Raw genomic sequence first — 19,058 nt, 5'->3', positions numbered from 1 at the left:
GGAATCGGTGACGTTGAACATCACCAGCCTGCCATGACCGCCCTCTCTCAGCGAATTTGCAGAACTCTCAGCACACTACCCAGAGCACCTGCCGACGTGATCTTCGATCGCTCGCGTCCTTGCGGCGGGGCGACTATCCAAGCCGGCTCGGTTCGTCGCTCCTGACGGGTTCGGCGGTCCCACCACAGCAGGATGATCATTCGGCAATTTTTGGCAGCGCCGGTATTCAACTCACGCCCAAAGCGATTGAACTGAAGCTGGCCGTCGATGTCGTGACTGACGCAGCATGAGCCGAACAGGCGAGGCAAGCGCAAGCCTTGGGGCCCAACCTCAGACAGACGAAGCACGCTCGTGCAGTCTGGAGACAGCGCAACGAGTTATTCATTCGGGCGCCTTCGCATCACCAGCGGAACGAAAGAGTTAACTGGCGGTTTACTAGGGAAGGATTGCAGGACGAAAAACATTGAGGATTTCTGCCATGACAATGTTGTTCGAACCACTCGACTCTGAAGGTTACAAGCGCAGCGTGGTCTACCATGCGGCACGCTTGTCCATGCTCCACAATCGAATGCTGAAGCGTTTCGACAAGGTCGATAAAGCGGCTGAAAAGGTTGAAGCCGAGGTGGAGTTGTTTGATGAAGCTGTTCGCACTCTCTACGAATGAGCGGCATGTTGACCGCCGACGTTCCTGCTAGCGCGTATACGGGCGCGGGGTTCACCGTTGCGTCACCAGGCGATGTCGCGCCGCGTATTTGGGCTTGATAAGCACGATCTAATGTATACGATTCACCCAGCCGGCCTGGCTCCCCCGCCATCGGGCCGGTCAGGCCCGACGGTTCAACGCACCACCCCAAACGACTGTCGGGCCGCTAGGACTCTCACTGCGCAGCCGGGTTCATGCTTTGCCTTTTTTTCTCGAAAAGCGCGAGCTTGGTCATATAACCAATTCTGATTTTTGCATGGCATTGGGTGCAGTTGAAGTTGGATATCACCTTCAACCACGATCCCTTTTTTATGATGACATGAGAACAGTTTGGACATTCCAGTTCCAGGTACTCGTCCCCCATATCGTTTGAAATCGGCACTACGACACTCCCCAACAGTTGCCCGTGAAACTTGCGCTTCGAGATCGGCCGGCACCTCCGTGCTCAAACCCCGAACGTGGGTCCTTGGCAGATGTTCCGCAATCCGACCTCTGGCGACCGGGATCGGACCAAAGTCCAAATCGCCGCAACAGGCCGAGAAGTGGAACCCCGGCGGATGCTTTTTGAACGCTGAATTTCCGTCCTCGCCGGTCGTAGTCCGCCGTCCTCATGGCCAAAGCGCCAATGTTGCCCTTTGTGAGACTGACCTCGTCCGGCCTACCAGGTCGCCAGGGCGCAACTCCGGTAATAATGCGGCGGAGCGAATGTCAGCGCGAAGCTGTGCGCAGGGACGCCAACTCGCTGACAGCAGCAAGGATGACAGCATCGGTTGCCGGCTTCGGCAGGAATCTGCAGTCGCGGAAAGCCGCGGGAACGTCGGCGGGGCCAAATCCCGACAAGAAGGCAAAGGGGATGCCTCGCGCCTGCAATATCCTCGCCACCGGCAGACCCGTTTCACCGTTCAGCTGGATGTCTAGCAACGCCACGTCAATCTTGTCCGATTCGACAAGACGCAGAGCGGCGGATACCGACGGCACAGGTCCGACCACCTGATAACCGGCGCGACGCAGCCGCGCGGCAGTGTCCTGCGCGACTAGCCATTGATCCTCAACAATCAGAACACTCACGCTTTCGCTCACGGCCCCTCTCTGCGATTGACCGGAAATGAGATGTCGATCCGAGACCTTCGGACAGTTGTTTCGACATGTCCGCAAACCTATAGGTAACCTCTCCATGCAGCAAGGTGAGGCTGATGCTGGAGCGGAGGCGCTTCCACCGACCACTTGCTGAATTACCGGAGCCGAAGATTAGCGCGTCAATGGAGCTGCGGTCCGCGCCTCCGCTCCATCAGAGTTGGATAGGCGTTTACCCCTCTCCACGATCCACAAAATCTAAAAGCCGCCGTACCGCGCCATTGGCTCTTCAAAGCATGAGCAGCACCTCTCTCTCCATCTTTGGCGACCTGAGATTGCAATCGGTCAATGAGCGTCAGAAGTGCGATGCACCGAGTTTGTGCCTGCAGTTTTTCGAAGGAAAGGCTTGAGAATTCATGATTTCGGAGCAGGTTTGGCTGGCGCATGAGCGCCGCAGATCTATACTGGGGAGATCAAGCGATGGGGTCGGCCATGAGCAAAGAGTTCAGTGTAGCTGATGCCTATGGCGCCGGCCGCGCCATGTTCATGGGACTTGAACTGCTGGTTTCGCCCGGTGCGCTCGTCCCCAGACCTGAGACCGAGTTGCTCGGCAAGACCGCGCTTGGTGTGTTGCATCAGATGAACCTGCCGGCTCCGCGCATAGTTGATATGTGCTGCGGCACTGGGAATCTGGCGTGCGCGATCGCCTACCATGTGCCCAGCGCCCTTGTCTGGGCAAGCGATCTCACCGATGAATGCGTCGAAACGGCACGCCGCAACACCTCACATCACGGCATGGCTGAGCGTCTTTCGGTGCTTCAGGGCGACTTGTTCGACTCTCTCATCGGCCTTGGGTTAGACGGAACTATCGACGTAATCGTCTGCAATCCGCCTTACATTTCTGAAAAGCGGCTCGAGGGCGACCGCGCCCATCTGATCGAGCTTGAGCCGCGCGAGGCGTTTGCAGCCGGCCCTTACGGCCTGAGCATTCATATGCGCGTACTGAAAGACGCACCGCGATACCTGCGGCGTGGCGGCATCCTGCTCTTCGAGGTCGGGCTTGGCCAAGACCGACAGGTAGCGGGTCTGCTGGAACGCAGCAAGGCATTCGAGAACATCCGTTCGGTCTCGAACGAAGCGGGCGAGGGCCGGGTGGTTCTGGGGCAAGTCAAGAGGCAGGCATGAATCCTGCGACAATCAGACCAAATACGGGGCTGCTCTGGGCGTTACGCTTACCCATCAGTTCATTTTGCGGATGATGTATTGCTCGATCCCCTGGATGGAATCGAGGTTTTCAGGCAGAAGTTCGCTATCCTCGACGGTAATGCCAAAGGTCTCCTCGATGAAGCCGATAATCTCAAGCACACCCGTCGAGTCGACAATGCCTTGATCGAGCAAGGATGCGTCATCCAGCAATGCCTTGACGTCGCTGACGTAGAAATTCGAAACCAAGAAACTACGAATCTGCTCGCTGTAGATTCCGGTGCGTTCCTTGATGGTCAACATGAATTCGTCCTCCGTGGCGTCACCATTAAATCAGCGACTTGGTTCTGGCCCCGTATCATGACAGCGCCGTTTTCTTGAGTTTTCCCGTGTCCGTCATCGGCAGGTTCGCCACAACGACGATGGATTTCGGGACCATGAAGTTTTCCAGACGCTTCTGGCACTCCTTCTGCAGTTCCCTTTCGCCAATGGCTCTTCCATGCTCCATCACCACAAAAGCTTTCACCGCTTGCCCGAGGAGCTCGTCGGGAACACCTATGACAGCCGCTTCTCGGACTCCTGGAATGTCCATCAGTACATTTTCCACTTCCCTTGGCGCCACCTTCTCGCCTCGCGACTTTATGATCTCATCCCCACGGCCAACGAAGTAGAGGTAACCCTCCGTATCCATCCGGCAGTAGTCGCCGGTGTATAGGACCTGCTCGCCGGGCAGCGGGCCGGGTTTGAGTTTCCTGGCCGTTGCCTCGGGCTTGCCCCAATACCCGTTCATCACCGTTGCGCCGCGAATGACGAGTTGGCCGACAACGCCTGGGCCTATCCGCCTGTCATGCTCGTCAACGATCCACATCTCCGTATTCGGGATTGCGATCCCTACGCTCAATGGCTTTCGCTCGAGGTCCTCTGGCGGCAAATAGGTGCAACGTTTGCATTCGGTGAGACCGTACATCGAATAGATGCGTGCACCCGAAAACAGCTCGCGAAGCATGAAAATATGCTTGAGGGGTAGGGCTGCCGCAGTGTTTGTGACGTAGCGGATGCTCGAGAAATCCTGGTCTTTGAGGGACCTGAGTTCGGAGAGTGCGGCAAAGATTGTGGGCACGCCGGGAAAGCCCGTAACTCCCTCCTGCCTGATCAACCCGAGGATCTGTGCCGGGAAAGCGAACGAGCGTTCGAGCACCAGCCGGGCGCCGGTACGAAAAGCCATGATCATCTGGTACAGTCCATAATCGAAGGCGAGGGGTAGGACATTGAGGATCACCTCGTCCTCGGCAATCGCCAGGTAGGAAGCGACAGACGCGCACGCGGCCATCATGTTTCTGTGCGTCAGCATCACGCCCTTGGGTTCGCCCGTCGACCCGGACGTGTAGATGATGGCTGCCAGATCAACATCGATGCACTGCCGTGCCGGCGGCGTATCCGCGCCATTGGCGAGGGCGGCGTCCCAGCGCACGGCAAACGGCAGCTGGGCGAGTTCGACGTCGTCGATCGGTCCCGATACGATCACCCGCAGAAGTGACGGGCAGCCGCGCGCCGGCTCGCGGAAGATCGCTTGCAGATGGCCGTCCGTGATGAGCGCCGTCGGCCGGCAGTCGTTGAGCAGATAATCGAGCTTGTCGCTCTTGGTGAGCGGGTTGACGATGCACACCACCGCATTCGCCTTTAGCACCGCCCAGAAGCTAACCACCGTCTCGACGGTGTTGTCGGCGAAGATCATCACGCGATCACCGCGAACGACTCCGGATGCGGACAGGTCCCAGGCGATCGCGTTGGCTCGCGTTTCGAGTTCGAGGTAGGTGACACGCTGCCTGTTGCACACCAGCGCCACCTTACTTCCGTGTCGGACGGCGGAATGGGCGAGGTAGTCATGCAGCAATGGTACGGCATCATGCAACATACAGGCGCTCTTCCCGATGTTCGCAGTCGACGTCGACGCTGAGCGTGCATTCGAGCGTTGCACTGGGACAACCCGCGACGAACTGCTGATGAAGAAGTTGGGTCGACAACACGCCGACCAGCGCCATGTTGTCGGCATTGGACAGGTCGCCATCGCCAGTTCTGGCCTGGCATTTGGCAAGCAGGTGCGTGACCCCCTTTGGATCGAAGACATTCGCCTCGCGCAGGGCCTTCTGCGAAACCGCCTCGCGAGCGTAATCCGGAGCGTCTGCGCCGACGAAGCAAAGCGCGTTGGGCGCGCGGAAGGGCTGCTTCTTGCGGGCTACGATCTCGGAGGGCAGGATGGGTGCCGCCATGCGCTTCAGCACGTGCTTTTCGTCGAGGCCGCGGAGTTTGAAGGAGGGCGGCAGCGAATTCGCGAGCCTCACAAGTTCATCGTCCAGGAACGGGAAGCGCCCCTCGACGGAGTGAGCCATCAGCATCCTGTCGCCTTGCGAGGAGAGCAGATAGCCCGACATCAGTGTTTGCACCTCGAGATACTGGTCCTGCGCAAGGGGACTCCAACGGGCAAACTGCGCGGGCAGACGGGCGAGCAACTCGGACACGGCGTCGCGGCCCTGCGTTCGAGCCCGCATATCGGCCGTAAACAAGCGCTTGATGGCCCTGGTGGTTTGCCAGCGGGTTTCATGAGCAAAGCCCGGCGCGTCGTAAGCCTGAATATTTCGCCCGAAGAACTGACGCGCCATCGCCTGCTGTTGCACCGGCGAGCGGGTGAGATAGGGGTAAAGGCGTTCCAGGAGCCGAGAGCGTCGTGTCGAAGTCGGGTGGCGCCCCCAGAAGCGGCGGACCTTGCCTTCGCGGAACAGGTCGTAGCCGGCGAACATTTCGTCAGCGCCTTCGCCGGTCAGCACGACCTTGATTCCACGCTCGCGCACTAGGCGCGAGAGCAGGAAGAGTGGCGCCGGGGCAGTCCTCAGTATCGGGCGTTCGGTGTGTCGGATTACCTCCGGAAAGATTCCGGCTATATCTCTGCGCGAAACGACCACTTCATGGTGCTCACTGCCGGTCGCCTCGGCAACCATTCGCTGGAAGCGGGTCTCGTCATATTCGGCGTCGGCAAAACGCAAGGAGAAGGTTTGGAAGCGATCGCCCGCGAAGCGCCTCGCGAGCGCGGCCACAAGCGAACTGTCCAGCCCTCCGGAGAGGTAGCACCCGACAGGCACGTCGGCGCGCACCATTCTGAGCGCCGTCGCGGCCTCAAGAGCGCTAGACACGCGGTCCACCGCGTCGTTGGAGGACCCGGGGAACTCGCCCTGCCGCGATCCGAAATTGTCGGGATAGGAAGGCTGCCAAAAAATCCGCTCACGAACGGTGCCATCCTGATAGATGCGGACACGACCCGGCTCGAGTTCGTTGATTCCGTGGAAAACTCCTTGCGGCGGAACGACCGTCCAGAGCGTGAACGTCTGATCGATGCCGGCTGGATCAAGGGCGCGAGGTATGGTTCGATCGGCCGCGAAAATGGCTTTCACTTCGCTGGCGAAATAAAGCCGGTGCGCATGCTCGCTGAAATACAGCGGGCAAATGCCGAAGCGGTCGCGCGACAATATAAGACGATTGGCCACTGAATCCCAGATCGCAATTGCCCATTGGCCGTTCATCCGCTCGAAGGCCGTTTCTCCCCACTCACGATAGGCGTGTAGCGCGACCTCCGTGTCGCTGCGGGTTCGGAAGCGGTGGCCGAGCGCCGTGAGTTTTTCACGCAATTCGACGTAGTTGAATATCTCGCCGTTGAACACGATCCACGTCGTATCGCCTGTGTCCGCCATCGGTTGCTGGCCACTGGAAAGATCGACGATGGACAGGCGCACATGCGCCAGCCCCGCGCGTCTGTCCCGGTAGAGACCGCGCCCGTCGGGGCCGCGATGCGCCAGCGCGCCCATCATCTGCATCAGCGCCTGCCGCGAAGGAGAAGCCGCTGTGGCATTCAGCGCCACGATTCCAGCGATGCCGCACATGCTCGGTCAATCTCCGCCTTCCGCGGACAGCAAAGGCCGCGCGTGAAGATAGTGGGCCGCCCTTCGTTTCGCTTCGATGTCCTTGAACACTTTCTGAAGCTGGGGCTCGGTGAGGCCAGCAACCGCCGCGAGCTCATTGCTGGCGACCCCGTGGTTCAGGCCGTAGAGGCATAGATCCATCAGGTGATAGGGCAGCGCGAAATAGAATTCTTCCTGGCTTTGGGTCATGGAAAAGGTGTCGGTGGTCGGTGGCCGCTGCCGGATTTCATCATCCACCTCGAGATATTCCGCGAGTTGATAAACCTGGGTTTTGTAAAGGTGAACGATCGGCATCACGTCGGCGGCTCCGTCGCCCTGCTTGACGAAAAAGCCCTGGTCGTACTCGAGGCGATTTGGAGTGCCGACAACCGCGTATTTGAGGCGGTCGGCGTGATAGTATTCCGTCATCTTGCGCAGGCGCTGCTTGTAGTTTGTCGCAGCAACGATCTGCAGATAGGCAGCTGGCGGCAGACGCACGGTATCTACTTTACCCTGCGGATCCTGGACCGTGAGGCGGGTTATATTGAGCCCGCTGCTCTCCAGAACCGACGCGATCACCAGCTTGCATTTCCACCCTTCCCCATAGTCGGGAACGACGGTCTGGATCGCATCGATCTGCCGGCGGTAGGCCCCAATGGCCTCCAGTGCCGGTGCTATGTCCTCAAGGACGCTTTCAATGCCAAGCTGTGCCGCGACGCGGCGGCCAAGTCTCAGGGAGTCGCCGGAAGAATCCCGCTCCGGCATGAACAGTCCCAGGACCTTGTCTTTCCCGAACGCGCGCATGCACAAGGTCGCGACGACGGAGCTGTCGATACCGCCGGAAAGACCGACAACCACGCCGCGACGATGCAGGGTGCCGAGAACCTGAGTGCGCAAGGTGTCAACGATGCGATCGACCTCCGCGCGGGCATCGAGCGTCAGCATGTCCTTGCTGAATTCCGGAATTATGTCGATGACAAGTCCTCCCTTTTGCGAGATTCGGCGGGGGAATAGGTCTGCACGATGGCCGTCTCGATAAGCGGACGGTTGGTGGCAAGGTTTGGTTCGACGACAAGGTCGATGTGGCTGCCCGTGATCGAAATGACGTCCAGGTGTGCCAAGACGCTGTCCCAGCCCAAGGCCCGCGGCATTCCCTCCCTGCGACATCGGAACAAGGTACCGGAGAGGGGCAGAGCCGGTTTCGGTGCCTCAAGCCACTGGAAGAATGACTTCGCCCTTAAAACTTCCTGCAGTTCCAGTTTGGTCCTGAAGATCGTCGGGTTGAACTCTCCATTGGCAAATCTGTCCAGAATCCTGGCCAGACGCGCTTCGCCGCCCACGGCGACGGTGATCTTCGCAAGGGCTCTGCAAGCCATCCGGTGCGCGGATATGCGGTTGGTGCGAATACGATAGAACGTACGGGTAAGAGTCTCCCAATGGTTGCTCGGCTCGTCCAGAAGGCTCGTGTCGAGGATGCCCAGGAACCGCACCGTTCGCCCGGCCTTCATGAGCCGTGCGGCAACCTCGAATGCAACCGCGCCACCCAGAGAATGGCCGAGAAGTCGCACGGAACCCGCAGGTTGGATGCGGCTTATCTGCTCGAGTGCGGCGCCAGCCATGGCGCTGAGGGTGTTGTGTCCGTCCAGTATCGCCGCAAGGCTCGGATATCGGATCGGGTTTACACGGGCGACTTTCCCCATGGCGGCTGCGAACGCAGCGAGGCTCGGACCATAGCCAACGGACCCTGGAAACAGGAAAAGAACCGGGGGGTGGTGCTTCTTTTCGCGCCCTTCGCCCGACCGTGCAGAGACGACCGCCTCAACCATCTCGTCCAAGCTCATGCCGACGGTGAATGCTTCGAGGCCCAGCTCTTGCCCGATGGCGTTTTCGATCGCCATCACGCAGTGCAGCAGCTGCAGCGAATCTCCTCCAGCATCATCCCAGTTTCCCGTGGCAGTGCCTGTGTTGAGAACCTGCGTCCACGCGTGCTGCACTATTTGACGTGTGTCCTTTGCTCCTCCGGCGGGCGGAGCATCGAGAGTGGACGACCGGGCGACTCGCGCCCTCCTTCCGTGCGAACGATCTATCTCGGCCAGTGTTGCCAAATCGACCTTACCTCCCGACAGGCGTGGGATTGCGTCAACGGGGTGCAATCGCAAGGGACGCAATGGTGCCGGCAAGGTCATTCTGAGGAGCTGGCGAAGGTCGTCTGCAAAAGCGCCGCCTGCGAAGCGCTGGGGAACCGCGAAGGCGATGAGTTCCTGCGCGGCCGTTACCATCACCACGGCATCCGCCACCGAAGGCGCGCAACGCAAGACCCGTTCGAGTTCGGCGGGCTCGATGCGTCGACCATTGATCTTGATCTGGCGCCCTTTGCGGCCGACGATCCTCAAGATGCCATCATCGTCGAGCCGAACGAGGTCCCCGGTCGAAAAAAGCCGAGCCTCGGGATCGTCGGGGTCCGGCTGCGCGGGAACGACCACACCGTTCTCCCAATGACCAAGCAGGACATAGCGGCTTTTGATCAGAAGCTCTCCACTTTCGCCTGGCCCTACATTGCGCTCCGCTTCGTCGACGATAGCGAATGTCATACCAGGGAGCAGCCTGCCGACGGGAACCGACGCGTCTTGCTCGGGCCAGTCAGGCGGCAAGAACCATTGCGAACCGATGGTTTCAGTCGATGAGTAGCCGATCTGGATCAGACACTGGTCCGAAACGGCTTTGCGCAGCAAAGCGATGTCCGTCCATGACACTTTCTCCCCACCGATTCGGGCCACTCTGAGCGGCCAGGAAGCGTCGGCGGGCGCCTCAGCCAGGAGGGCTCGAAGCAGTGCCGGCACAAGATAGGCGATCGTCACACCTTCGGACTGCAATCGAGCGCGCGTAGCGCGCAGGCCGACAGCCTCCACCTCGAGAAGATGCAACGTGGCGCCCGTCAGCAGCGCCGCAAAGATCTCCCGGCAACCGGCGATCGTGGCTGGCCCGGTCAGCGGCAGGAAAACGTCATCCGCGCTGATATGGCACGCATCGACATATTGCCGGACCCGCCATAGCAGGCTGCGTTGGCTGTTGACGATTCCCTTGGGGCGCCCGGTGCTGCCCGAAGTGTAAAGCACCAATGCGGGCGCATCGACCGAAACCATAGGGGGCTTATGCTGCTGTTCTGGGTGTTGATCGTTGGACGCCACGGCGGCCGCAATTTCGATCCAGACGATCTCTTGGGCCAATTCGACCGGGCGAACATTTTCGGCGCCTATAATCGCGCCGAGCCCCGCGGCACTGACTATATCGAAAATGCGAGAGGCGGGATCTCTTGTGTTGAGCGGGACCGAAGGCCGTCCCGCCGCCATGGTCGCCAACATCGCCACAGGATACCAAGCGGAGTTTGCTTGCAGGATGCCGATGGCCTGCCCTTCGGGGACGACGGCAGCGATATGAGTTGCCAGCGTCTCGACCGCCCGGAAAAGCTCAGAAAAAGTCAGGCGGTTCGCGCCGTCGCTGATTGCGAGCTTGTCAGGATACCGCCTGGCGACATCTCCAAGGTGGTCGAAGATTGGAGTGTCCGCAAATTTGGCACCCATCTGTCGGTAACGGCGCCAGACTGGCCCCCCTTGGTCAAGATCATATTCGGGAACGACTGACCACTTTCGGGTGGGTCGCAGATCCACCTGTAGGTTTTGATTTGCCACTTCCGAATGCAAACACACTGAGGACATTCAGGGCCCCGCCAAGCTGACGGTCGAACATCGCTCGCCGCGGAGATCTTTTCATCAATCATTCGGATGATGCCTCGATCTTGCCTAGCCAGCGCTTCCCGAGCGTCCTTCAGAAGTTTTGCCATCTGTGTCCAGCACCGGTCGTTTTTCCTTGCAAGCTCCGTCGAGCGCAAGACGGCTTGCCCAGGCAAACGGAGCGATCGGCATCTCCGCTAGAATCCGGGCTCGGTGCCCAGATTCACTGACTGGAACAATCATTCAAATGAACGTTGGTGTGATCGGAAATCCGGCTAAGCTTGATCCGTAGGGGAATGACTGCTCGTTTCGGAGACGCTTGAGCATATGATCATCGAGTTGTTTGGGCCGCCTGGCGCGGGTAAAACCACGCTGCTTCGCGGCCTCTGCCAAGGGCTGGCGAGACACGGCATCAATGTGAAGACAGTAAATGGGTATCGCCTGATTGAACCTGGATCGGCTCAGGATGACGCTCCGGAAATCCGCCATGGCATAGGAAGAATTGGCAAAAAGATTGCCACATCCGGTCCTATCTTGCTGTCGACCTTGCCAAAGGACAGTGTCGCGGCCCGGCTTCTGGCATCGATCCCTCTTCGAAGCCGCGTGTGGTCATGGCGAATGAAGGTCGACATCGCCCAACTGTGCCAGTCCTGGCGCCAAGCGCGGGAGTCGCCCGGTTGCTTCATCTTCGAAGAGGGCATGATTCAGGCTTTGTGTGCGCTGGGTGTGCTGGCTAGAACTCCAAGCCTCGACGCGGTCCGCGAGTGCCTGGCGTTCCTGCCGCGGCCGGATCTCGTTGTGCAACTCGACGCGCCCCAGGAAACGTTACGCCGCCGTCTTGTGGATAGGCATGCGCAGCAACCGCTCCTCGAGGTTATGCTGTTCGAACTTGGCGTGGACAAAGGATTAAGGCAGGCCGAAATCTCAAGAGAGGTCGGCGAGTGCCTGCGCCAGGACCGATGGCCGTTGATACAAGTCAATGGTGCTGAACCTCACGACGTGGACGGGGTCGTCGCGCGCGTTCTGGGAGAGCATGTTGGTCATGCTGCCTAGGCTGGCCCATGACCTATGATCCATGACACATTTATGCATTTGGCGCCAAGCCGGGCAGCATCTGCCGCCAAGCGCGCAATCATGTCGAATCGTGCTGATCGAGCACTTCGAGCATGGTCGTCAACATGCTTCCGACTTCCTCAGAGATTTCCTCGGGGCGGATTCCCGCTCTGATGGCATCCGCCGTTGCTTGGTCCGCAAGTTTCGCCGCAAGAGCCGGATCGGCCTTGGTGTAGAGTGGGATCTTATCCTCTACCCATTTCTGCAGGAATTCGATGCCGCGCGCGCTCATACCAAGTACAAGCTCGGCGGGGCTTCTTGGTTCCGTCAGCCAATATTCAAGAACGTCAGACCATCTTGCTCAGGCTGACGTTCCCGCGGTCACGTCACGATGAACGAGGACGCCGTCAGAGCCAAGTGTGGCGATAGAGTGGCAAATTGGATCTGATGTGCGCCGCCCGAGCCGTCGCTGTCAAAGGAAAGCGCGCCGGTCGTGCTGTTATAGACGATGTGATCGCCGCTGTCGTGCGCGGCCCTGCCGGCGTAAAACGCCGAAGGGGGAAGGGCGCCTGTATGCAGGCCGGCAAACACGGTGTGGTCGAGTTGGATCTTGTCGTGGCCCACTTTGAAATCGGTGACCTTGTCGATATTGCCGACCTTGAGAGCCGAATCGAAGACAAAGACGTCGTTGCCGCCATGTCCCGTCAGAACGTCTCTCCCGCCACCGCCGTTGATAGTGTTGCTCCCGGAATTGCCATCAATGGTTTGGGCGAATTCGTTTCCCGTGAGCTTGATGGCGGCAGTTCCCAATTTGCTGGTGGTCGCAAGATGCTCGACCTGCGAGCCGGCCGACAGCGCGTAGCTGACCGATGCCAGCACGCTATCGTTGCCGCTGTGCCGCAGTTCCACCACCTTGTCGCCGGCGTTGTTGACATAGTAGGTGTCGTTGTAGCCGCGGCCCATCATCGTGTCCGCGCCAGCGGTGCCGCGAAGCACATCCGCGCTACCCGTGCCGTAGAAAATGTGATCGCCGGTGCTGGTCGGAGGGACACTTGTGGGCGGAGGCACTGTGCTGGTAGGCGGCGGCGTCGGTTCGCTGGCCGAAGGACCGCTTGCGGTGCTCTGGTTGTGTTGAAGGAACAGAGCCTGCAGCGTCGGCGAGCTCTCAAGCGCCGTGTCGCCCTGTTGAGAACCCCAAGCATAGGCATAGTCGAAGGCCGGCGAAGGCGCTACCTTGGCCCAGTGGTCCAACATGGTCTTTTCCTGAGCAACGCTGGGCAGGACATAGCGACCGCCCGTGTCGGTCGTCCAGTCGCCGCCGCCGAAGGTCTGATACACGGGAACGACCTGACTGAGCGGGATGCCCGAGGCGACGGCCGCCGCCACAGTCCTGTCGATCATGTTGTAATCAATCGTGCTTGTTCCGGTCCGTACCGGGTAGGGATCCAAGCCGTAATAGTCGATATGCGTGTTGGCAGGATTGAATGTGTTTGAAAAGTCGGGGTTAGCGGAAGACCCCATGTTCATCATGGTTATGAAGGTCTTGGCGCCGGGCAGGTGGCTGTGGATCCAGTCTGACTCCGCCTTCAGATCAGCGGCGGTGGCATAAGTTCCCCATTTGCCGGTCGGGTCCGGCTCATCGACTAGGAAGAAGCCAAACACTTTCGGATTGCCGATGAAGGGCGTGACCTTCTGGATAAAGGAGGAGGTTGCACCATCGGCTTCATTGAGCCACACCAGGCCTTTCTGGCCGGCCGGCAAGGCGTTGAGCTGGTCCAAGGAAGATACATCAACAAGATTGAATCCGGCTTTCGCGACCTCGGAGGCCGACCCGCCCGAGGCGTAATGGAGTGTTGTCATTGACATACCCTTCGTCCGATTCGGTAGGCGCCCCACACCTGCCTAGGGAAAGGATCCATTAGCGACAAATCAAATACCGGCGCCCCTTGATAGAATCTTTGATCAGCGTCCGAAAAACACAACAGCCTCGATGCTACGCTTGCCTCAGAGGTATGTAGATGATCCAAGTATGGGGTGCTCAAGCCTGCAACGAAAGCATTGCAGCGACGTCTGCCGGAGCGCCTTGTGCGTTTGCAGTGGCGGTAATCGGCCAATGCGCGCTTCGGTTGAGCCACCGCCCAAATGCGCGCTCCCGCAGGACTTCTTCGAGCTCAGACCGCAAAGGAATCGCGTCCTGGCGAAGCCCTCCCATTGCAGCCGCTCAATGCTCCTCGTGAAAAGCCTCGGCGCCAAAATGAGCAAGGCAGTACTCCACAAGGTCATGCGAGGCGCGCGCCGCTGGCAATTGCGGAGAGGCACTGAACTGGATCCCACCGGGTTCAACGGAAAGGCGGGCGTGCCGGTCCGAATGACGGCGAGCATGGCAACGCGGTCGCCCATCCGCGGGAAGAGGCGGCTGGTGGTCCGACCATATCCAGACACCGGGTGAAAGCCTGTTCCAGACGAAGCGCTCGGGAGAACTGGCGGTGCGAGTCATCACACCATCTGGGCGCGATGTTGATCCGGCGTGAGAAGGCGGGCGGAAGTTGCTTTGAACGCGGCGCGCGGACCTTTCGAACACAGCCCTTTTTTATATCCGGCCCGCCGTGTCGTACGCGAAGGTGCCGTCATTGCACCGTCAGACCGGATGATCCAACGCACTGACCGAGGCGACAGCGATTGTGGCTGCATTGCCGCATCGTTGATCAGCTTGCTTCATGCAAACAGACGAGGACAGCACGAAAGCCTGCTCCTAGCGTGGGACTGGCTGTTGTGTGTTCAGGGGCGATGAAACCGGCCATGGAAACCGCGGATAGGGTCAGCTGTTTAACGAGATTGGGATCGCATCCAGGAGCGACAGGATGAGTCCGCATCTGGTTTGCGTTGGCGGCGAGGATCATAGACTAAGAATCCCGTTTCTTTTGGCGCTTCGCGAAAGGGGTTTTCAAGTCACTGCCGTTTCGAGTGATCTCGGAGCCGCCTTCTCACCCCATGGCATTGCCCATCGCCGATTTGGGTTCGACCGCTTTGGCAGCGGCGGTGCAGAATGGGGTGCTGTCAGCGCGATCCGTGAACTGATGTCCGAACTGCGTCCGGACATCATTCAAAGTTTCGACACCAAGCCCAATATCCTAACTCCACTGGCGGTGCGCGGGCACGTTCCCGTCGTTCGCACCATCAACGGGCTTGGTTGGACATTCTCGTCGCGGGAGCCGCGGGCCCTGGCATTGCGTCCTTTCTTTTGCGGCCTTCAGGGGGTGGCGTCTCGTTGGACAGCCATGACCGTCTTCCAGAATAGTGATGATCAGGCCTTCTTCGAGCGCTACCGGCTGGTGGCTCGCGGCAAAGGGCGACTGATCCGGAGTTCTGGCATCGACCCCGATGCATTCTCGATGGCAAGGTATCGTGGTCCTTCGGCTGCCACGATGCGCGAGGAACTTGGCCTACAATCGGCCCAGGTCATAATATTTGTCGGTCGGCTCACGCGGCAGAAGGGGATTCCAACCCTCATCGAGGCGGTTCCTCGCGTTATCCGCGAGAGGCCCAACGCGCGTTTCGTACTTGTCGGCCCGCAAGACTCCGAAGGTCCGTTTGCCGTCAGCAGAGCCGATATCGAGCGCCATGTTCCCCACGTTGTCGCATTGGGGCCAAGGCGCGACATTCCAGCCCTCCTGGGGATGGCGGATCTGTTTGCGTTTCCGACGCAATATCGCGAGGGAATTCCGCGTGTCCTGCTGGAGGCGGGATTGTCCGGATTACCGATCGTCGCCTCCAACATGCCGGGCTGCAACGATGTGGTTGAGGATGGCTGGAACGGCTATCTCGTGGCGCCGCGCGATGCGGATGGCTTGGCCTCGCGGATAGTCGATATTCTTTCCGACCCCGCCCGTGGCAAGACCATGGGGAGCCGTTCCGTCGGATTCGTGCGGGAGCGGTTCTCGTTGTCGTGGGTCATCGACCAGTATTGCGACCTGTACAAGACAATCCTGGGTGGCAGATATCGCAGCAGGCTTGTTCAAGCTGCGCAGGCGAATCCGAGGGAAGAGGCGGTGCCGAGCCCCCATCGACTGGGCGAGGCGCGGCAATGATGCGTGATGCGCTTCTGGCCTTCGGCGTCGCGATGTCCTACGCGGCGCAACTCAGCATCCCAGGGCTGCCCTTCGGCTACAGCGAACTGTGCCTCACGCTCTGGATAATGCTGTCGATGACGCGAATCCTTGCTGGCGGCCAACTGGAGGTTACGCCGGCACTGGCTAAGCTTGGGCTTTTCTGGCTGATCCTGGCGCTTGCCATGGGCGTGGGTTACATCATCGGTTTTCTGACAACCACGTTGTTCCTGGATCCGTTGTTGCACGACACGCTGGCCTATGTGCTGTTGGCGTGCGTCACCTGTCTGGCCGCTGCGGAGCCCAACGCGTCTTTCCGTTTGCGTCGTATCGCCTGGTGGATGGTTGCTGTCGCGAATGCGGGCTTCATCATTCAGGTAGGGCTTGGTTTCGGCTGGCTCCATCAGGCTGGGGTCGAACCCTGGTACTGGGACCGCTTCTGCGGGTGGTCCGACAATCCGAACCAGCTTGCGCTCTACTGCGCCCTACTCGGTCCACTGGCCTTGCATCTTGCCACAACCACCAGCAATAAATGGGGAAGATGCCTTGCCCTATGCAGCCTCATATTCACCGTTTACGTCGGAAGGCTGACAAAAAGCGATACCTACCTTTATACCACGGTCCTGGCTTGTCTGATCCTTCTCGGGCTGCGGGTCCGGGCCTGGCTGGCGAGCGACGGCAATAAGGCGAGCCTTTCAAGGCAGCTTGCCGTCCTGATGGCCGTTGGCTTCCTGCCGCTGGCCCTGTCTATAGCGCCCTATGCCCTCAGCGAGGCTTCCAGCGCCGAAGACTTCGCCAAGAGCCTGACCAAAGACAAGGGCGGGGAAGCGACTGCCCAAACCGCGGCGCTTCGCCTCTACCTCTGGAATGCAGCCTTGGAGAAGGGGGCACGATCGGGATCGCTTGGACTGGGTCCGGGCCCGCATCTAGATAGTCCGCCCGTGGTCAATCAACAGTTTTTGCCGCGGCCCTTCGAGGCGCACAGCACCATCCTGGATCTCTACACTCAGGGCGGCCTGATTTCGGTTCTAGCCCTGATGTGGATCTTCGGCTCGGCTGCGTTGTCCGCCTGGCGGGCGAAGCTGGACGCTCTCGTGGCGCTCGTGGCATCGATCGCCGTTTTCAGTGCTCCGCATTTGGTCATCCGCCATCCGATCGTGTGGTTCTGTCTGACCCTCTGCCTTGCCGCCGGGACGCCGGAAGCGATCCCCGCGATTGTTCGCCAGAGGAGATGCTAGAATGTGTGGGATCGCCGGAATTTTGTTGGCGCCCGATGCAGCCAACGCAAGTGCGCTCAGGGCCATCGGACCGATGGCGACGACGCTTCGTCATCGCGGACCTGACGGTGAGGCCTTCTGGGTGAGCCGTGAAGGGGGGGTAGCCTTCGGCCACCGGCGACTGGCCATCGTCGACCTGTCCGAAGCGGGTCGCCAGCCAATGCTCTCCGCGAGCGGTCGGTATGTCATCACCTTCAATGGCGAGATATACAATTTTCGCGATCTGCGCCGTGAACTGGAAGGGGCGGGCCATCATTTCCGCGGCGCCAGCGACACGGAGGTCATGCTGTGCGCGATTGAAAGCTGGGGCCTTGATGCAGCCCTCGCGCGCTTCGCTGGCATGTTTGCTTTTGGGCTGTGGGACCTGAAGAACCGAACGCTTCAGCTTGCCCGCGACCGAATGGGGAAGAAGCCACTTTATGTCGCCCTGACACGTGATGCGCTCGTCTTCGCCTCGGAGTTGAAGGCGATCACTCGCTTCCCAGGCTTCACCCCGGAACTCGATGTCGATGCGGCGACGACAATGGTTTCCAAAGGCTGGGTGCCGGATGACCGTTGCATTTGGCAAGGCGTGTTCAAGCTGCCACCTGGATCAGTCCTGTCGGTCACTGCGGCGCAATTCGCCAACGCCCGAGGCACCGGTTCGCTTGCGCATCGCATTCACCCTTGGTGGTCGCTGGCCGATGTCGCCTGCAAGGGACAGCGCGATCCGATAGCTGCCAGCGACGAGGACCTCGCAACCGAGCTCGACAGCCTGCTCCGCCTGGCCGTCAAGGAACGAATGATTGCAGATGTGCCGCTGGGCGCCTTTCTGTCGGGCGGGATCGACAGCTCGACTGTCGTCGCCCTGATGCAGGCACAGTCCCGAAACCCCGTTCGGACGTTCACCATAGCGTTCGGGGAAGGTGGGTTTGATGAAGCTCCCCATGCGGCCGCGGTTGCTCGGCATCTGGGCACCGATCATACGGAACTTCATCTCTCGCCGGCTGCCGCGCTTGAGGTCATTCCGGAGCTGCCCCGGATTTGGGACGAGCCGTTTGCCGATGAATCGCAGATACCGACGCTGCTGGTGTCGCGCCTCGCGCGGCAACACGTAACCGTGGCGCTTTCAGGCGATGGCGGCGACGAGTGCTTCGCAGGCTATTCTCGACACTTCCTGGCAACCCGCCTCACAAAGCAGCATGAGCTGCCATTGTCATTTCGCCGGCTGTTGGCATCGGGGGCTGGGTTGCTGGCCCAAGCCTCTCAGAAAGATATCTTCGGCAATCTGCCGCTTTCGGCGAATATGCGGCATGGCTTGCGCGGTGACCGCCTGGCTCGCCTTGCCCGCCTGCTCGCGGCGCGAGATGAGGACGAACTCTTTCTGCAACTGACAAAATCTTCAGCCAACGACCTTGTTCATCGCAAGCCGTCGACAGCACCTACCGACACCACAAAGCTCGACGGCCTGCTCTCGCGTCTCCTATTCGCCGACATGACAGGCTATCTACCGGGCGACATTTTGGTGAAGCTCGATCGAGCCACCATGGCCAACAGCCTTGAGGGGCGATGCCCGATCCTGGACCATCGCGTCGTTGAATTTGCCTGGCGGTTGCCAGCCCGTGCCAAAGTCCGAAACGGGAAGGGCAAATGGTTGCTTCGACGACTGCTTGATCGTTATGTACCACGCCGACTGGTCGACCGGCCCAAGCAAGGTTTCGACGTTCCGGTCGGGACTTGGTTGAAAGGGCCCTTGCGCGGCTGGGCAACCGATATCATTGCCACGATCGGCCGCTCCGGGGACGGGGTCATCGACCGTGAGAAGGTTGACGCATGCTGGCGCAATCATCTGCATGGAAGCCAAGATAATTTCCGCGACCTGTGGCCGGTGCTCATGTTTCAGGCGTGGCGCAACGAAGCCATGCGGCCATCGACGGTCGCCACGCACCCTTCTTACCATATCGAACTGACAGGGGATTGAG

14 protein-coding genes are annotated in these 19,058 nt (G+C 59.9%); 6 read left to right on the top strand and 8 right to left on the bottom strand.

Annotated elements, in window-relative coordinates; translation table 11 throughout:
• Nucleotides 1-478 precede the first annotated feature (478 nt).
• Nucleotides 479-664, top strand: coding sequence for a hypothetical protein (locus NKJ77_RS30010; protein ID WP_023681021.1), 186 nt, complete (start codon nt 479-481; stop codon nt 662-664).
• A 747-nt stretch (nt 665-1,411) separates the two neighbouring features.
• Here the strand turns inward: NKJ77_RS30010 and NKJ77_RS30005 are convergent.
• Nucleotides 1,412-1,783 (bottom strand): response regulator, encoded by a 372-nt coding sequence (locus NKJ77_RS30005; protein WP_023670881.1) that lies wholly within the window; start codon nt 1,781-1,783, stop codon nt 1,412-1,414.
• Between the two features lie 486 nt (nt 1,784-2,269).
• Between NKJ77_RS30005 and NKJ77_RS30000 the strand changes: the two genes are divergently transcribed.
• Nucleotides 2,270-2,962, top strand: a complete 693-nt coding sequence (locus tag NKJ77_RS30000; RefSeq protein ID WP_023830916.1) for a N5-glutamine methyltransferase family protein — start codon at nt 2,270-2,272, stop codon at nt 2,960-2,962.
• Nucleotides 2,963-3,016: 54 nt separating this feature from the next.
• Here NKJ77_RS30000 and NKJ77_RS29995 read toward each other — a convergent pair whose 3' ends face one another.
• From NKJ77_RS29995 to NKJ77_RS29975, 5 genes are read right to left on the bottom strand one after another with little or no spacing between them, the layout of a single operon-like run.
• A complete protein-coding gene (locus NKJ77_RS29995) occupies nt 3,017-3,283 on the bottom strand; it encodes an acyl carrier protein (protein ID WP_023670883.1) in 267 nt (88 codons plus the stop codon).
• 55 nt (nt 3,284-3,338) lie between these two features.
• Entirely contained in the window at nt 3,339-4,895 is a 1,557-nt protein-coding gene (locus NKJ77_RS29990) for a class I adenylate-forming enzyme family protein (protein ID WP_023830100.1), read from the bottom strand.
• Nucleotides 4,885-6,912, bottom strand: a complete 2,028-nt coding sequence (gene asnB / locus NKJ77_RS29985; RefSeq protein WP_023697128.1) for an asparagine synthase (glutamine-hydrolyzing) — start codon at nt 6,910-6,912, stop codon at nt 4,885-4,887. The genes NKJ77_RS29990 and asnB (NKJ77_RS29985) overlap by 11 nt, the downstream gene beginning before the upstream one ends.
• Nucleotides 6,913-6,918: 6 nt before the next feature.
• On the bottom strand, nt 6,919-7,899 hold the full coding sequence (nadE, locus tag NKJ77_RS29980) for an NAD(+) synthase (protein WP_280790677.1): 981 nt from the start codon (nt 7,897-7,899) through the stop codon (nt 6,919-6,921).
• Entirely contained in the window at nt 7,896-10,646 is a 2,751-nt protein-coding gene (locus tag NKJ77_RS29975) for a non-ribosomal peptide synthetase (RefSeq protein ID WP_023691500.1), read from the bottom strand. Before NKJ77_RS29975 ends, nadE begins: the two co-directional genes overlap by 4 nt.
• Before the next feature lie 342 nt (nt 10,647-10,988).
• On the opposite strand from NKJ77_RS29975, the gene NKJ77_RS29970 reads away from it, so the two are divergent.
• Nucleotides 10,989-11,714, top strand: a complete 726-nt coding sequence (locus tag NKJ77_RS29970; protein ID WP_023670888.1) for an AAA family ATPase — start codon at nt 10,989-10,991, stop codon at nt 11,712-11,714.
• Between the two features lie 79 nt (nt 11,715-11,793).
• Here NKJ77_RS29970 and NKJ77_RS29965 read toward each other — a convergent pair whose 3' ends face one another.
• Complete coding sequence (locus tag NKJ77_RS29965) at nt 11,794-12,006, bottom strand: DUF768 domain-containing protein (RefSeq protein ID WP_023670889.1); 213 nt, start codon at nt 12,004-12,006, stop codon at nt 11,794-11,796.
• 89 nt (nt 12,007-12,095) lie between these two features.
• Nucleotides 12,096-13,574 carry a M10 family metallopeptidase C-terminal domain-containing protein gene (locus NKJ77_RS29960; RefSeq protein WP_023670890.1) on the bottom strand — a complete coding sequence of 493 codons (1,479 nt, stop codon included), beginning with the start codon at nt 13,572-13,574 and terminating at the stop codon, nt 12,096-12,098.
• Between the two features lie 1,001 nt (nt 13,575-14,575).
• On the opposite strand from NKJ77_RS29960, the gene NKJ77_RS29955 reads away from it, so the two are divergent.
• From NKJ77_RS29955 to asnB (NKJ77_RS29945), 3 genes are read left to right on the top strand one after another with little or no spacing between them, the layout of a single operon-like run.
• Nucleotides 14,576-15,802, top strand: coding sequence for a glycosyltransferase family 4 protein (locus NKJ77_RS29955; protein WP_023670892.1), 1,227 nt, complete (start codon nt 14,576-14,578; stop codon nt 15,800-15,802).
• A complete protein-coding gene (locus NKJ77_RS29950) occupies nt 15,799-17,058 on the top strand; it encodes an O-antigen ligase family protein (protein ID WP_023691498.1) in 1,260 nt (419 codons plus the stop codon). Before NKJ77_RS29955 ends, NKJ77_RS29950 begins: the two co-directional genes overlap by 4 nt.
• A gap of 1 nt (nt 17,059) precedes the next feature.
• Nucleotides 17,060-19,057: an asparagine synthase (glutamine-hydrolyzing) gene (gene asnB / locus NKJ77_RS29945; protein WP_023706585.1), complete on the top strand. Its 1,998-nt coding sequence runs from the start codon at nt 17,060-17,062 to the stop codon at nt 19,055-19,057.
• The last annotated feature ends 1 nt before the right edge of the window (nt 19,058 follow it).

Source organism: Mesorhizobium sp. M0052 (assembly GCF_040323255.1).
Lineage (GTDB): Bacteria > Pseudomonadota > Alphaproteobacteria > Rhizobiales > Rhizobiaceae > Mesorhizobium.
The sequence above is the reverse complement of the archived record's forward strand: the minus strand, read 5'-3'. Positions and strand labels throughout refer to the sequence as shown.